Consider the following 15,221-nt stretch of genomic DNA (forward strand, 5'->3'; position numbering starts at 1 on the left):
GAACCAGCCAAAGACAGCCAAACTTGTCCTCAGACACCCAGATCGCTCAAGAAGCGTTGACCTTCGCAGACCTCGGCCTGTCGCCGAAGGTCCTTTCCGCAGTTACCGATGCCGGCTACACCGAGCCGACGCCGATCCAGGCTGGTGCTATCCCGCACGCCTTGCTCGGCAAGGACGTGCTGGGCATTGCCCAGACCGGCACCGGCAAGACGGCGTCCTTCGTCCTGCCGATGCTTACCCGGCTGGAAAAGGGCCGCGCCCGCGCGCGCATGCCGCGCACGCTGATCCTCGAGCCGACGCGCGAGCTCGCCGCGCAGGTCGAGGAAAACTTCGTCAAATACGGCAAGAACCACAAGCTCAATATCGCACTGCTGATCGGCGGCGTGTCCTTCGACGAGCAGGACAAGAAGCTCGAGCGCGGCGCCGATGTGCTGATCGCGACCCCCGGCCGCCTGCTCGACCATCGCGAGCGCGGCAAGCTCCTGCTCAACGGCGTCGAGATCCTCGTCATCGACGAGGCCGACCGCATGCTCGACATGGGCTTTATCCCCGACATCGAGCGTATCTGCGAGATGATCCCGTTCACCAGGCAGACGCTGTTCTTCTCGGCGACGATGCCGCCGGAAATCACCAAGCTCACCGAGAAATTCCTGCACGCACCGGTGCGCGTCGAAGTGTCGAAGGCAGCATCGGCCGCCACCAACATCACCCAGCGGCTGGTGAAATCCGGCCCGAAACCCTGGGACAAGCGCGAGACGCTGCGCAATCTGATGAAAGCCGAGGATGCCGAGCTGAAGAACGCCATCATCTTCTGCAACCGCAAGATCGAGGTATCGGAGCTGTTCCGCTCGCTGCTGAAATATGATTTCGACGCCGGCGCCCTGCACGGCGACATGGACCAGCGCGCGCGCATGCAGATGCTGGCCAATTTCCGTGACGGCAAGCTGCGCTACCTCGTTGCTTCGGATGTCGCGGCGCGCGGCCTCGACATTCCCGATGTCAGCCATGTCTTCAATTACGACGTGCCGATCCACGCGGAGGATTACGTCCACCGCATCGGCCGTACCGGCCGCGCCGGGCGCTCGGGCAAATCCTTCACCATCGCGACCAAGTCGGACACCAAATACATCGACGCCATCGAGCGGCTGATCGGCACGAAGATCGAGTGGCATGACGGCGATTTGTCGACGGTCGTTGCCAGCGAAGGCGGCGAGGATGAGGCCCCGCGCCGTGGCCGCGGTGCGCCACGCCGTGCCGGCCGCAAGGACGACGCCAAGGACAGGGGCGAGCGCAAACCGCGTGAACGCCACGCCAGGCGCAGCGAAGAAGCAGCGCCGGAAGCAGTTAGCGAGGAACAGCCGGTCGTGGCCGAAGCCACCATCGCCGACATCGACGAGCGGCGTACCCGCAAAGAGGCGATCCGCTCGGAAAACAGCGAGCGCCAGGCTTCACCTGAACGCAAGGCTTCGCCCGATCGCAACGAACGGCGCGCGCCGGAACGGGGCGACACCAGGCCGCAGCGCGAGCGCCCTGCCCGCCAGCGCCAGGAAGACAATGACGCGACCGTCGGCTTCGGCGACGACATGCCGGCCTTCATGCGGATCGTCGCCAAGGTCTGACACGGCTCGCGCGCGGCCCCGCCGACGCGCGAAGCACCCTCTTTTGAGAAGTACTGCTCTCGGTAATCTTGTGGCGTTGCTGCGAGGCGGTCGATTTTGGTGCTGCCGGCGATCCGTATGCCGCTAGGCTCGCTATATAGCTAAAGATCCCTGAGCTCCAGGCGGGATGCCAGCAGGTCCAGAAAAGCGCGAACTTTGGCTGAGGACGACCTGCCTTCCGGCCACACGGCGTGTATCGGCACCGGCACCGGCTCGAATTCGGTTAGAACCAGTTCCAGGCGGCCATCGTCCACCAGGTGCTTTACCTGCCAAAGCGGCGAGTAGCCCAGACCCAATCCGTGAACCGCGGCCGCATAGATCGATATCATCAAATTCGACCGGAAGGTACCCGCGACCTTCACCGGCCGGGGCTTGCCTTCAATCTGAAACATCCATTCGCCTGGGCGGCCGTCGACGGTTCGTACGATGCATTGATGCTCACGCAATTCGAGCGGATGGGCCGGTCGGCCGTGTTGCTGGAAGTAGGCAGGTGCGCCGAACACCACGCGCCGCAGCGCGCCCAGGCGCTTCGCACGTAAATTGGAATCCGGCAAATTGCCGATTCGGACAGCCAAATCGAGGCGCTCGGCATCGAGATCGACAAATTCATCGGAAAGCTGGAGGTCAACCTCGACCCGGGGATATGTCCGCATATAATCGGCGATGACCGGCACGAGGAAGTCCGGGCCGAACAGAACCGGGGCACTGACACGCAGGATGCCCCATGGCTCCGACCGTCGATTGGCCGCCTGAAGCCTGGCTTCGTTAATTTCCTCGACGGCGGGTTTGATGCGCTGGAAAAAGGCCGCTCCGGCTTCGCTCGGCGTCGAGCGGCGTGTCGTCCTGTGCAGAAGCTCGACCCCGATTGATTCCTCCAATGTCGCCAGGGACCGGCTGACCGACTGCAGTGAGCGGTTCAGCCGGCGTGCGGCAGCCGTCAGACTGCCATGCTCGACAATGGCAATGAAGGCTTCGAAATCATCTATCCGGCTCATCGCTCATCGCTCCTTTCTACCGAAAATCGGGAGAACCTATCGCAAAATCGATCAATTGTAACGAAGTTCGCTAGATTTTATCTTCCCTGCACAGGCCGAAAGGCAGACTCAAAGGAAGGAGATCGTCATGCGAACACCCAGTCCAACGGTCCTGGTCGTAGGCGCCGCAGGCCGCGTTGCCGGTTTGGTGGTGCCTGAACTCGTCCGCCGCAATGCCAGGGTTCGAGCGCTTGTTCGTGACGCCGCGAGTGCCGAAAAAGCCCGGAAAGGCGGCGCATCCGAGATCGCGATCGGAGATCTGCGCAACCATCGGAGCCTTGAGCAGGCCGTGAAAGGTGTCGACGGTGTCTTTCACATCGGACCGGCCTTTGCTCCCGACGAAGCCGCCATGGGGGTTGCCATGGTTGAGGCGGCGGCGCGAGCAGGCGTTCGAAAGTTCGTCTTTTCGTCGGTGATCCAGCCGACCAATACGAGGCTGGAAAACCATGCAAGCAAGGTACCCGTTGAAGCTGCCCTCTATTCGACGAACATGGAGTACACCATTCTGCACCCGGCCAATTTCATGCAAAATATCGCGCCGGCCTGGCCGTCCGTCGTCGAGCACGGCGTTTTCGCCGAGCCGTTTCCAAGGACGGCGAAGCTCGCCCGCGTCGACTATCGCGATGTGGCTGAAGTGGCGGCAATCGCACTGACCGAAGCGCGCTTGTCCTATGCGACCCTCGAGCTGTGCGCCGACGGTATGCACAGCCGCGAAGAGGTCGTCGCCATGATGAGCGAAGCGCTTGGCCGGCCGGTTTCGGCGGGCGAGCCGACATTTCAGGACTGGGCGGCGAAGGCCCGCCTTCCCTATACCGACCGGCAGTTGCAGATGCTGGCCAAAGTACACAGCCACTACGCCAAATACGGCCTCGGCGGAAACAGCCTGACGTTGCGTGCCGTGCTTGGCCGCGAGCCGCGTTCGCTGCGAAGCTTCATTCAGGAATTGGCGCTGCAGACGGCATATGCCGCCTGATCGTCCTCACAATAACGCCTACGCAAATTTTTTTGATTAGGAAGATTTCGATGCAAGCATCACCGGACCGAGCCTTCAAATTGAGAAAGCTGCCGCCCTCCTACGGCGCGGTGGTGATGCCGTTGGTTCTTTCGATTCTGATGTCCTCGATTGTCTCGGCGGTTTCGACGGCAATCGGCGCAGGCTGGACGAACGGGTTCATAGCGGCCTGGAGCTATGCATGGGGCGCTTCATGGCTTGTCGCGTTTCCCAGTCTGCTGATTGTGCTTCCGATCGTGCGCCGGATCGTTGCCGCGACTGTCGATCAGCCGGCCCGGTCCTGACATCACGAACGAAGGATGCCGGCGGACGGAGGGCCGACATAGCCATTAGAGCGGCCCCTTGCGGGGCCGCGGCCGGTTCGTGCGCTTGCCTCAGGTAAGCGGCGACAGCTGGATCTCGACGCGGCGGTTCTGAGCCCGGCCGGCAGCGGTCGCGTTGGAGGCGATCGGACGTGTCTTGCCGAAGCCGGTGACGGCGAAGCGGCGGGAATCGACGCCCTGTCCGGACAGATAGTTGGCGACCGCCAAAGCACGGCGCTGCGACAGGTCGAAATTGTGCTCGTCGCTGCCGGTCGAGTCGGTGTGGCCGAACACGTCGACGGTGGTCTGGCGGAACTTTTTCAGCACAAGGGCCACCGAATTCAGCACCGGATAGAAACCGGCCTTCACCGCGTCCTGGTCGACGTTGAAGGTGATGTCGGACGGCATATTGAGGATGATCTGATCGCCGGTGCGGGTGACGCTGACGCCTGTGCCCTGAAGCTGTCGGCGCAGTTCGGCCTCGTTCTGGTCCATGGTGGCACCGATGGCACCGCCGGCAAGCGCGCCGATGCCCGCGCCGATCAGCGCGTTGCGGCGGTCGTTACCGCCGGCAAGCATGCCGAGCCCGGCACCCGCCAAAGCACCGAGACCGGCGCCGGCAGCGGTGTTGGAAACCTTCTGTTCCCCGGTGTAGGGATCGGTGGTGCATGCGCTCACGAGCACAGCCGTCGCCACGACGGCGAGCACAATCTTGTTCATATGGTGGTCCCTCTCCATTCCACGGCCGCGCAACGGCGCACCGCATCAGCCCTTCCAGCGACTTGTAACATGAAATGCGGCGAAAAGCGGACCAGCAAAAGCCGCTGCCGCGGCTTTCCCCGGCTCAATTCCACACGCCTGCAGCGGCTCGCGCGACCACCGCAATTCGACCGGCTACCAGAGATTCTTGCCGTCGATGACCACCACTTCGACCTTGTCGAGATCGAAATCGTCGAACAGCCGCGAGTTCACGCTGATCTTCGGATTGTCGAAATTCGGCTCGCCTGTCGACCAGTCCGGCGTCTCGGTGAAGGTGCCACAGCCGCAGGTGGCGCAAAAGCCGTGTTTTATGGTTTTCGATCCCCACTGGTAGAACGAAACATTCTCCGGCGGGCTGGTGAGCCTGAATTGCGATGGGGTGTAATAGGCCCACAACGAACCGCGTTTCGAACAGAAGGAACAGGTGCATCGCGTCACTGTCTGCGGCGCTTGCGAGACCTCGAACGTCGTCGCCTTGCAGTGGCAGCTTGCCTTGATGGTCATGAATTGGTCCCTCACAATGCCGCCGCCCCGTACGGCAAAGGCAGCATAAAGAAACGCTCCTGACAACTGCCGGTCAGCAGGCTTGTGAGCCTGCGATGCACAGATCGAAGGCCCATCGATCCAAAACCGCTGCACACGCTCGGGTCAGCCCGTGGGCAAGCTTTTGGGCGTCATGCGCTAGTAGGACGATGGCGGCACGAACAGGCAGATGGTCTTTCCGTCATTGGCACCGGCAACGGAGCACCAATGATATTCGCCGTCGGGCGAATTCTTGATCCGCTTGTCGCTATAGGCCACGACTTCCCCGGTTCCTTTGATGACATAGCCCTCGGGACGTTCGCTGATCGATGTCTGAGAGACCTCGCGGCAATCATAGCCCGAGCAGCAGGAGAAGGGATAGCTCCAGCCTTGCGGCATGGCCGCGGTCGGCTTGGCATCATGCGCCAGAGCAGGCGCCGCAAATGGAATGGCGGCAGCTATCAAAACCACTGCCGCGACAAGTGAATTCAGGAGTCGGCGCGCCGTGCGGGCGACTGGGGCCGGTCTGGTTGTGAGAGCAGGCATGAGCGCAGTTCCTATCAACGGTTGTCAAGCATTTCGCTTGCCCGTTCCCGGAACGTGTCTTCCCAGTGGCCGGATCGTCAGGTCGCAGATACGCCGCGTCCGGCCATAAATGCTTTTTTCCTCCCCAGCGCATGAATGCTGGGCTGATTCCTTGGTCGGCGCAAGCAATTGCTGTCGCAACCGAACGCCGACCTCTGCAGCCGGAACCAACCTGCCGTCCTGATTGACGAAACCTGGTCAACCCCGGCAGCGGGATCGCCAATAACGGGATTTGGCTCGCGCTGGTTCCAGGCTTGGCACCGGCGGCCCGCGGCATCCGAGTCAAAAGCGGAAATCGATTTTTGAAAAATCCGATGAAAAACAAAGTTGTAGAACGACAGGTAAGTGCAAATTGAGAGCTCGTCACTCTCGCGCGATGGCCGTAACTCTCGCGTGATGAACCCACATTCCTGCCGGATTGGTGCCCGGCGGCCTCAGTCGATATCGGCCACCGTTTCGCCGGCGCCACCTTCGATCCGCTGCGACAGCGAGGCTTCCATGAAATCGTCGAGGTCGCCGTCGAGCACGCTCGACGGGCTGGTGCTCTCGACACCGGTGCGCAGATCTTTCACCAGCTGATAGGGCTGCAGCACGTAGGACCGTATCTGGTGGCCCCAGCCAATATCGCTCTTCGACGCTTCGGTGGCGTTCGCCACCGCTTCGCGCTTCTTCAGCTCTTCCTCGTAAAGCCGCGAGCGCAGCATTTCCCAGGCCTTGGCCTTGTTCTTGTGCTGGGAGCGCTCGGCCTGGCAGGCAACCGCGATGCCGGTGGCGAGATGGGTTATGCGCACCGCCGAATCGGTGGTGTTGACGTGCTGGCCGCCCGATCCCGACGACCGATAGGTGTCGATACGGACGTCGGATTCGGAAACGTCGATGTCGATCGTATCGTCGATGACGGGATAGACCCAGACGCTGGCGAAGGAGGTGTGGCGGCGCGCATTGCTGTCATAGGGCGAAATCCGCACGAGACGATGCACGCCCGATTCCGTCTTCAGCCAGCCATAGGCGTTGTGGCCCTTGATCAGCAGCGTGGCGGACTTGATGCCGGCTTCTTCGCCGTCATGCACTTCAAGCACCTCGACCTTGAAGCGCCGGCGCTCGGCCCAGCGCGTATACATGCGCAGAAGCATCGAGGCCCAGTCCTGGCTTTCGGTGCCGCCGGCGCCGGCATGGACTTCCAGATAGCTATCGTTGGCGTCAGCCTCGCCCGACAGCAGCGTTTCGATCTGGCGCGCCTTGGCCTCGCCGCGCATCGAGCGGATCGCCGCTTCGGCCTCCGCGATGACGCCCTCGTCGCCCTCTTCCTCGCCAAGTTCGATCAGGCCGATATTGTCTTCCAGGGCCTGGGTGAGGCCTTTGACCGCGGCAATGCCTTCCTCGAGGCCCTGACGCTCGCGCATCAGCTTTTGTGCTTCCAGCGGCTCGTTCCAGAGGCTCGAATCCTCGGCACGGACGTTCAGGTACTCAAGCCGCTTTATGGCTTGGTCCCAGTCAAAGATGCCTCCTCAGCAGGGTGATTGCCTGCCTGATCTCGTCGACAATGTTTTGCGTTTCCGCGCGCATGGCTGGCTGTTCTGTCCTGTTGCTGGATGGCGGTTTGGTGGCGCGATACATAGGGACGGCACGGTCTCCTGTAAAGCGCCGGCCCCTGTAATGTACCGGCCCCTGTAAAGCGGAATGGACCGGCTCGACCATCATCGTCAAGCCGGCCCGACCCGATGTAGCGATTGTCAGTAGAGCCCGCCGCCGCCCGACTGGATGGCCTGGTTGGCCTGCGGCGACAGCGCCCCGCCGGTGGCGTTGGAGCCGTCCGCACCCATGCCGATCACCCAGTAGCTGTCGGCGGGACCGGTACCCGGCTTGAAGGCTTCGATGATGGTTCCGGCGTCACCCGCGTTGGCTCGCATGCCGGTCTTGCGATTGATCGCAATCAGCTTCATGCCGTCCGGAACCTTGAAGTCGACATTGGGCGTGCCGTCCAGTGCCACGCGCATGAAATCCTTGAAGATCGGCGCGGCAAGGCCGCCGCCGGTCGCGCCCTTGCCAAGGCCTTTCGGCTGATCGTAGCCCATATAAAGGCCGACAACGAGGTTCGGCGTATAGCCGATGAACCAGGCATCCTTTTCGTCGTTGGTCGTTCCGGTCTTGCCGGCGATGTGACGGCCGAGCTCGTTGATGGTGGCGCCGGTGCCGCGTTGCACGACGCCCTCCATCATCGATGTGATCTGGTAGGCGGTCATCGGATCGAGCACCTGCTCGGAGTTGTCGACCAGCTCCGGCTCTGGCTGGTTCTGCCACTCGGCGGCGTTGCAGTTCGAGCAGCCGCGTTCGTCCTGCCTGAAGACGGTCTTGCCGTAGCGGTCCTGGATGCGGTCGATCAGCGACGGCTTGATCGACTTGCCGCCATTGGCCATGATCGAATAGGCCGACACCATGCGCATCACCGTCGTCTCGCCGGATCCCAGTGCCATCGGCAGATACGGCGCCAGGTGGTCGTAGACACCGAAACGCTCGGCATATTCCACGACCAGCTTCATGCCCATGTCGTTGGCAAGCCGCACCGTCATCAGGTTGCGCGATTTCTCGATGCCGGACCGCAAGGTCGCCGGGCCGGCCACCGTTCCGTCGTAGTTCTTGGGCGTCCAGGTCGTGTTACCGCTCTGGATGGTGATCGGCCCGTCCATGATCACGGAGGCGGGCGTATAGCCATTGTCGAGGGCGGCCGAATAGACGATCGGCTTGAACGACGACCCCGGCTGGCGCATGGCCTGCGTCGCCCGGTTGAACTCCGACTGCGCGTAGGAGAAACCGCCGACCATGGCCAGGACGCGTCCGGTATGCGGGTCCATGGCGATCAGGCCGCCTTCCACTTCGGGAACCTGGCGCAAGCTGTAGCTGTTGTCCGAGCCGTCGTTCTTCTGCACGAAAATCACGTCGCCCGGCTTCAGCACGTCGGCGGGCGACTTCGCCTTGACGGTCCTGCCGTCGACGACGTGGCGCATGGCGAAGCTCATGTCTTCCTTGCTGACGGTGCCTTCGACGCGGTCCTTGACGATTTCGCCGGAGATCTGGCGCGTCGGCTGCAGGCCGATGGACAGGCCGGTGGCCGAGCTGTCGAGCACGACGGCGAGCGACCATTCCGGCACGTCCTCCAACCGCTTGACGTTGCCCAGCGGCACACCCCAGTCGCCGGCAACGTCGATGCTCGTGACCGGCCCGCGGTAGCCGCGCAGCGTGTCGAACTTCATAAGTCCGTTCTGCATGGCCTTGCGGGCAATCAGCTGCATCTTCGGATCGAGCGTCGTGCGGACGGAAAGGCCGCCTTCGTAGAGCGCATTCTCGCCGTAGCGCGCGATGATCTGGCGACGCACTTCCTCGGTGAAATACTCCCCGGCGAAGAGATAGTTGCCGGTGCGGCGCGGCGTGACGCCGAGCGGCTCGGCCTTGGCCTTCTCGCCTTCTTCATGCGTGACGTAGCCGTTCTCGACCATCTGGTCGATCACCCAGTTGCGGCGCTCCAAGGCGCGATCGGCATGCTTGAAGGGATGGTAGTTGTTCGGCCCCTTCGGCAGGGAGGCGAGATAGGCGGCTTCGGCCACGGTGAGCTCGTTCACCGATTTGTCGAAATAGGTGAGTGCAGCACCGGCGACGCCATAGGCGCCGAAGCCGAAGAAAATCTCGTTGAGATAGAGCTCGAGAATGCGATCCTTCGAGTAGGCCTGCTCGATGCGGAAGGCGAGGATCATCTCCTTGATCTTGCGCTCGTAGGTCTGGTCTGAAGACAACAGGAAGTTCTTCGCCACCTGCTGGGTAATCGTCGAGGCGCCGACCTGGCGCTTTCCCGAACCAACATTCTGCAGGTTGACGACAATGGCCCGGCCAAGGCCGGTCACGTCGATGCCGGGGTGATTGTAAAAATTCTTGTCCTCGGCCGACAGGAAGGCCGCCTTGACACGATCCGGGATCGCCTGAATCGGCAGATAAAGCCGCCGCTCACGCGCATATTCGGCCATCAGCGCGCCATCCGACGCGTGGATGCGGGTCGTCACCGGCGGCTCGTATTTGGCCAGCACCTCGTAATCGGGCAGGTCCTTCGACAAATGGCCGATATAGATCGCCACGCCCGCCGCGACCAAAAGGGCCAGCGTCGTGCCGATGCCGAAGAAATAGCCAATGAGACGAATCATACCCGCTCCAGTCCTTGGTTCGGGAATTTCCTAAACGAAGCCGCCCTTCACGCAAGCTTTCGGGACGATCCCAAACCGTAATCGCAAAATCCATGTCGCGACCATGTGGGCAAAATACGGCAGCGCGGGATTTCGGTTTCGAATGCCGGAAATAAAAGCACAGGGTGTTGTCGCCGTGCAACGCTGCTTCAGGTTGTGGGCGCCGGCGGACATTTCAGCCTCCGGCCCCCGTTCCGCTCTTGGCCGAAGCAAACAGGGCAACGGCGTTGGTTATGCTCTGGGTCGCCTTGTTGCGCCAATCGGCGCTGAGCAACTGCGCTTCGTCCTTGGCGTTCGACAGATAGCCGAGTTCGACCAGCACGGATGGAACGTCCGGCGCCTTCAGCACCTTGAAGCCGGCAGAACGCTGCGGGTTGTTGATCAGACCGACGCTGGTGGAAAGCTGGCCGACGAGAGTATGGGCGAAGCTCATCGAAAAATTATGCGTCTCGCGGCGGATCAGGTCGATCAGGATATCGGTCACTTCCTTGCTGTCGTCCTTGATCTCCATGCCGGCGAACTGGTCGGAAAGATTTTCACGGTCGGCAAGCGCCTGCGCCTCGGGATCGGAAGCCTTGTCGGACACGGTGTAGACGGTTGCGCCGCGAATGCCCTTGAGGCTGATCGTGTCCGCATGGATCGAGATGAGCAGGTCGGCCTCATGCTGTCGGGCAATGCGCACGCGGTCGTCGAGCCGCAGGAACTCGTCCGTTTCGCGCGTCAGGAACACGTCGTATTTGCCGCTGGCGGCGAGCTTGTCGCGCAGTTCCATGGCAAAGGCGAGCGTCACGTTCTTTTCGACCGTACCGTTCAGGCCCTCGGCACCGCCGTCGATGCCGCCATGGCCGGGATCGACGACGACGGTGAAACGATGGCCCGGATTGGAGACCGGCCCGGTACCGACCCTGCCGGCCTTGTCGGCGGAGACCGTCGAACCGGTGGTCAGCGCCTGATTGGCGAGCGCTGCGTCGAATTCCCGCTGCGAGGCCGCCGACATGTCGATGGCGATCCGGTAGCCGTTGCCGTCACCGTTCTTGAGCACGTCGAGATTGTCGACGGCGAACGGTCCCTTGCCGGTGAGAATCAGCCGCGATTTCCCCTCGCCGAGCTCGCCGTAACGCACCGTGCGGACAAGGCCGCGCGGCTTTACATCCCTGGCATTGAGGGCAAATCTGGTGGCCGGCAGATCGATGACCAGGCGATTGGGGCCGCGCAGCAGGAACCATTTGATGTCGGGTTCGCGGTCGAAATTGATGACGATGCGCATCTTGGTGGCATCGCCGGCCATCTTGTAGCTTGTGGCGCCGAGCGGTACGTCGGCAGCACGCGAAAGCGGCGAAAAGACCAGGCAAGCCAGGATCAGCGACAGCAGGCAGGCGGTGCGGAACAACCAGCCTCCATGATGACGGCCCTTGTCTGCGAAGCCTGCCAGTCCCATCTTTCTACCAATCGCTCCCGTTGGCGTCATGCCCGATCGCTTGTCGAAGTGCCCTATTGCTTGTCAAAGTGCTGGCAGGCCGCGAACTCGATTAACGATTGGTATCCAGAGAAGGTTAACCAAGCCTTTTCATGGAAGGCTTGGAACCTGGGCTTCCGCTGCGGAACGGCTTTTTGCCGGCATCGGGAATCGGGGTTGCCTTCCAACCCGCCAAATCATAAAAGCGATGGTGGATCACTGCAATCCTGGAACCGTCCTCCTCCGCAGCTTCCTGCTACAGGTCAGACGCAAGACGGCTCCTTTCGCTTCAGGCGAAGAAGGCATCGGTGATCGCGACGATTTTCGCAGGCGTGCTCCCGTGGCGGGGGAATCGCCTGCGTGAGCAAAACGGCCGGGATTGTCCCGTGCCGGCTCTGTATGAGCAAACAAGCTGGTCCGGTTTTTTCCGGGCTTTGGTTCAAAAGGTTCTGCTGGTGACGATGGCTTCAAGCGCAATCATGGAAAGGTCCGCAACAAACCGCGCCACTACGGCTGCGGGCGGCACCGCCATGGCGCTCAGGCAGCGGCCGGCGGACGTTCAATTGTCCGGCACCCATGTTCCAGGTCCACGGCAGCGGGCATTGCCTCGCAAGCTGCGGCCGACGGCTGCCGGGAGGAAACGAAATAATGCCCAACAAAATGCTGATAGACGCCTCCCACCCGGAGGAAACACGCGTTGTCGTCGTTCGCGGTAACCGTATTGAAGAATTCGACTTTGAATCCCAGGACAAGAAGCAGCTCAAAGGAAACATCTATCTCGCCCGCGTAACGCGCGTCGAACCTTCTCTTCAGGCAGCCTTTGTCGAATATGGCGGCAACCGTCACGGTTTCCTCGCCTTCAGTGAAATACACCCCGACTACTACCAGATTCCGGTCGCCGACCGTCAGGCGCTGCTGCGTGCGGAAGCACAGGAAGCCCAGGACGAAGAGGACGAGGAAGCCGCCGAAGGCGAGGACCGCCAGAGCCGCGACCGTGGCAAGCGCGGACGCCGGCGCGGCGGCAAAAGCCGCGACCGCGGCGAGCACAGGCGCGAGGCAGGCGCGGCTGACGGCGAGAATGGCGAGAACGGCGAAGATGCCGTCGCAGAAAAGCTGGATGCCGTTGACGACAACACCATGTCCGACATTGCCGGACAGAGCGAGGGTGCCGCCGGGCAGAGCGATGAAGCCGCCGATCGCGGTGAGACCGAGCCGTCCGAAGGCGGTTCGAGTTCCATCGCTGCCAACGTCGATGCCGACGTAATCTCGGAAGCCGTCCCACAAGTCGAGGTAAGCGGGCCCGAGACAAGCGGGGCCGAGACAAGCGGCGAAGCAACCTCCGAAGACAATGATCGCGGCATGCTGGAAGAGGTGCAATCCTCGCATCCGGACGATCACGAGGTCGAATCGGTCGGCGCCGAGGACGCGCTGGAAGAAGTGCGCAACCGCCGCAAGCCGGTCCGTCGCCAGTACAAGATCCAGGAGGTGATCAAGCGCCGGCAGATCCTGCTGGTGCAGGTCGTCAAGGAAGAGCGCGGCAACAAGGGTGCAGCGCTGACCACCTACCTGTCGTTGGCCGGCCGCTATTCGGTGCTGATGCCGAACACGGCCCGCGGCGGCGGTATTTCGCGCAAGATCACCAATGCGCAGGACCGCAAGCGGCTGAAGGAAGTGGTCGCCGATCTCGAAGTGCCGCAAGGCATGGGTGTCATCCTGCGTACGGCAGGCGAAAGCCGCACCAAGGCAGAGATCAAGCGCGACTACGAATATTTGATGCGGCTTTGGGAAAACGTCCGCAATCTGACGCTGCAATCCACGGCCCCTGCCCTGGTTTACGAGGAAGGCAGCCTGATCAAGCGCTCGGTGCGCGACCTTTACAACAAGGATATCGACGAGATCCTGGTTTCCGGCGAAGAAGGCTACCGCGAGGCCAAGGACTTCATGCGCATGCTGATGCCGAGCCACGCCAAGGTGGTTCAGCCGTTCCGCGACACGACGCCGATCTTTGTGCGCAACGGCATCGAAGCGCAGCTCGACCGCATGCTGCAGCCGCAGGTGACGCTGAAGAGCGGCGGCTACATCATCATCAACCAGACGGAAGCGCTGGTCGCCATCGACGTCAATTCGGGCCGTTCCACCAAGGAGCACTCGATCGAGGACACCGCACTTCACACCAATCTGGAAGCCGCCGAGGAAGTCGCCCGGCAATTGAGGCTGCGCGATCTCGCCGGCCTCATCGTCATCGACTTCATCGATATGGAGGAGAACCGCAACAACCGCTCCGTCGAGAAGCGGCTGAAGGATCACCTCAAGAACGATCGTGCCCGCATCCAGGTCGGCCGCATCTCGCATTTCGGCCTGATGGAGATGTCGCGCCAGCGCATCCGCGCCAGCGTGCTGGAATCGACCATGAAGCCTTGCCCGCATTGCGGCGGCACCGGCCATGTGCGCTCCGATTCGTCGGTCGCGCTGATGGTGGTGCGGGCAATCGAGGAATTCCTGCTCAAGGATTCGCGCAGCCACATCACGGTGCGGACGCCGGCGGCGACCGCGCTCTATGTGCTCAATCACAAGCGCGGCACGCTGGTGGAATTCGAGCATCGCTTCGGCGTGACCATCACCATCGAAGCCGATGACGCGGTCGGTGCACAACACTATGCCATCTTCCGCGGCGCGCTGGCCGAAAAGCCGGAAGGCTTTGTCGAGGCGCGCACGTTCCCGGCCTATGTCGAGCCGGAAGAACCCGAGGACGAGATCGTCATCGAAGAGGAAGACGAGGAACCGGTGCAGGCCGAGCAGCCACGCCCTGCCCAGCAGCCGCAGCAGCCAAGGTCCGGCGAGGACGGCGAAGGCCGCGATCGCAAGCGCCGCAAGCGCCGCAGACGGCGCGGCGGCAAGGATCGTGAACACGGGGATCGTGAACACGGGGATCGTGAACACGCGGACCGCGAACATGGCGCTGCTGTGGAAGGTGCTTCCGTTTCGGCGCCGACGGACGACGCCTTCGTAGCCGCGGGCGACCAAGGCGCCGAAGCGGAACGTGAAGCGCCGGCCGGTGTTGCCGAAACGGCGGAAGCGGCGGACGACGGTCACGGCAAGAAGCGCCGGCGCGGCAAGCGCGGCGGCAAGCGCAATCGCCGCGAAGAGGGCGAAGGCGAGATCGAAGCCAGCGCCGGCGAGCCGGCCGCCATGACGGAAGGTGCGGTGTCGGAAGCAGAGCCCGTGACCGGCGAGCCGGAAGGCGCGCCGCCGGCCGAAGAGCTTGCGGTGCGTGCTCCGGCGAACGACGACATGCCGAGCGCCGAAAAGCCGAAGAAGCCGCGCCGCGCCGCCAAGCCGAAGAAGGTTGCGGCGGAAGCAGTTGCCGAGATTGCGGGCGCCGAGACATCGGCTGCCGAGGCCGCCTCCGTGGCTTCCGGCGAGACCCCCGCGCCGGTGCCGCAGGAGACCGAAGTGGCGGCTGCCGAGGAAACGCCGAAGGTCCGGCCGTCGCGGCGCAAGCCCGTACCGGTGGATGCTCCGGTCGTGCCGGTCGTCTCCTCGATCGTCCCGGACGAGGCAAAGGCCGACGAGGCAAAGACCGAGGAAGCAAAGACCGAGGACAAGCCGAAGCGTGCCGGCTGGTGGCAACGGAAGGGCTTTTTCTAAGCTTTTCCGCGCATTA

At 62.6% G+C, this 15,221-nt stretch carries 12 protein-coding genes; 4 read left to right on the forward strand and 8 right to left on the reverse strand.

Features of this window, described 5'->3' with window-relative positions; all coding sequences use genetic code 11:
• The first annotated feature begins 23 nt into the window (after positions 1–23).
• Positions 24–1,619 (forward strand): DEAD/DEAH box helicase, encoded by a 1,596-nt coding sequence (locus NKI39_RS28175; RefSeq protein WP_352766704.1) that lies wholly within the window; start codon positions 24–26, stop codon positions 1,617–1,619.
• Between the two features lie 140 nt (positions 1,620–1,759).
• Here the strand turns inward: NKI39_RS28175 and NKI39_RS28180 are convergent, their stop codons facing one another.
• Entirely contained in the window at positions 1,760–2,653 is an 894-nt protein-coding gene (locus NKI39_RS28180; RefSeq protein WP_352472770.1) for a LysR family transcriptional regulator, read from the reverse strand.
• A gap of 127 nt (positions 2,654–2,780) precedes the next feature.
• Between NKI39_RS28180 and NKI39_RS28185 the strand changes: the two genes are divergently transcribed.
• Together NKI39_RS28185 and NKI39_RS28190 are read left to right on the forward strand one after the other, a co-directional pair.
• Positions 2,781–3,665, forward strand: a complete 885-nt coding sequence (locus tag NKI39_RS28185; protein WP_352835937.1) for an NmrA/HSCARG family protein — start codon at positions 2,781–2,783, stop codon at positions 3,663–3,665.
• Positions 3,666–3,715: 50 nt separating this feature from the next.
• Positions 3,716–3,988 (forward strand): DUF2798 domain-containing protein, encoded by a 273-nt coding sequence (locus tag NKI39_RS28190; RefSeq protein WP_352835940.1) that lies wholly within the window; start codon positions 3,716–3,718, stop codon positions 3,986–3,988.
• 90 nt (positions 3,989–4,078) lie between these two features.
• Here the strand turns inward: NKI39_RS28190 and NKI39_RS28195 are convergent, their stop codons facing one another.
• The 7 genes from NKI39_RS28195 to NKI39_RS28225 form a co-directional block, all read right to left on the reverse strand.
• Complete coding sequence (locus NKI39_RS28195) at positions 4,079–4,726, reverse strand: YiaD family glycine zipper/OmpA-like lipoprotein (protein ID WP_352835943.1); 648 nt, start codon at positions 4,724–4,726, stop codon at positions 4,079–4,081.
• Positions 4,727–4,900: 174 nt separating this feature from the next.
• Positions 4,901–5,269, reverse strand: a complete 369-nt coding sequence (locus NKI39_RS28200; RefSeq protein ID WP_023679923.1) for a GFA family protein — start codon at positions 5,267–5,269, stop codon at positions 4,901–4,903.
• A 177-nt stretch (positions 5,270–5,446) separates the two neighbouring features.
• The gene (locus NKI39_RS28205; protein WP_031212810.1) at positions 5,447–5,833 is read right to left on the reverse strand and encodes a hypothetical protein; all 387 of its coding nucleotides are present in this window, start codon (positions 5,831–5,833) and stop codon (positions 5,447–5,449) included.
• Positions 5,834–6,306: 473 nt separating this feature from the next.
• A protein-coding gene (prfB, locus tag NKI39_RS28210; RefSeq protein ID WP_352451084.1) for a peptide chain release factor 2 occupies positions 6,307–7,438 on the reverse strand; the annotation gives its coding sequence in 2 pieces (ribosomal slippage) (positions 6,307–7,371 and positions 7,373–7,438; 1,131 coding nt in all).
• A 167-nt stretch (positions 7,439–7,605) separates the two neighbouring features.
• On the reverse strand, positions 7,606–10,062 hold the full coding sequence (locus tag NKI39_RS28215; protein ID WP_352835946.1) for a penicillin-binding protein 1A: 2,457 nt from the start codon (positions 10,060–10,062) through the stop codon (positions 7,606–7,608).
• A gap of 30 nt (positions 10,063–10,092) precedes the next feature.
• Positions 10,093–10,275 carry a hypothetical protein gene (locus tag NKI39_RS28220; RefSeq protein WP_352457449.1) on the reverse strand — a complete coding sequence of 61 codons (183 nt, stop codon included), beginning with the start codon at positions 10,273–10,275 and terminating at the stop codon, positions 10,093–10,095.
• A gap of 1 nt (position 10,276) precedes the next feature.
• A complete protein-coding gene (locus tag NKI39_RS28225; RefSeq protein ID WP_352835949.1) occupies positions 10,277–11,539 on the reverse strand; it encodes an N-acetylmuramoyl-L-alanine amidase in 1,263 nt (420 codons plus the stop codon).
• A 666-nt stretch (positions 11,540–12,205) separates the two neighbouring features.
• Between NKI39_RS28225 and NKI39_RS28230 the strand changes: the two genes are divergently transcribed.
• The gene (locus NKI39_RS28230) at positions 12,206–15,205 is read left to right on the forward strand and encodes an Rne/Rng family ribonuclease (protein WP_352835951.1); all 3,000 of its coding nucleotides are present in this window, start codon (positions 12,206–12,208) and stop codon (positions 15,203–15,205) included.
• Positions 15,206–15,221 lie beyond the last annotated feature (16 nt).

This window comes from Mesorhizobium sp. M0664, from assembly GCF_040320565.1.
In the GTDB taxonomy this organism is placed as follows: domain Bacteria; phylum Pseudomonadota; class Alphaproteobacteria; order Rhizobiales; family Rhizobiaceae; genus Mesorhizobium.

Excerpts from the sequence above, each read along its gene's own strand:
- NKI39_RS28180 (WP_352472770.1), bottom strand. The coding sequence starts at position 2,653 with ATGAGCCGGATAGATGATTTCGAAGCCTTCATTGCCATTGTCGAGCAT.
- NKI39_RS28185 (WP_352835937.1), top strand. The coding sequence starts at position 2,781 with ATGCGAACACCCAGTCCAACGGTCCTGGTCGTAGGCGCCGCAGGCCGC.
- NKI39_RS28190 (WP_352835940.1), top strand. The coding sequence starts at position 3,716 with ATGCAAGCATCACCGGACCGAGCCTTCAAATTGAGAAAGCTGCCGCCC.
- NKI39_RS28195 (WP_352835943.1), bottom strand. The coding sequence starts at position 4,726 with ATGAACAAGATTGTGCTCGCCGTCGTGGCGACGGCTGTGCTCGTGAGC.
- NKI39_RS28200 (WP_023679923.1), bottom strand. The coding sequence starts at position 5,269 with ATGACCATCAAGGCAAGCTGCCACTGCAAGGCGACGACGTTCGAGGTC.
- NKI39_RS28205 (WP_031212810.1), bottom strand. The coding sequence starts at position 5,833 with ATGCCTGCTCTCACAACCAGACCGGCCCCAGTCGCCCGCACGGCGCGC.
- NKI39_RS28215 (WP_352835946.1), bottom strand. The coding sequence starts at position 10,062 with ATGATTCGTCTCATTGGCTATTTCTTCGGCATCGGCACGACGCTGGCC.
- NKI39_RS28220 (WP_352457449.1), bottom strand. The coding sequence starts at position 10,275 with ATGTCCGCCGGCGCCCACAACCTGAAGCAGCGTTGCACGGCGACAACA.
- NKI39_RS28225 (WP_352835949.1), bottom strand. The coding sequence starts at position 11,539 with ATGGGACTGGCAGGCTTCGCAGACAAGGGCCGTCATCATGGAGGCTGG.
- NKI39_RS28230 (WP_352835951.1), top strand. The coding sequence starts at position 12,206 with ATGCCCAACAAAATGCTGATAGACGCCTCCCACCCGGAGGAAACACGC.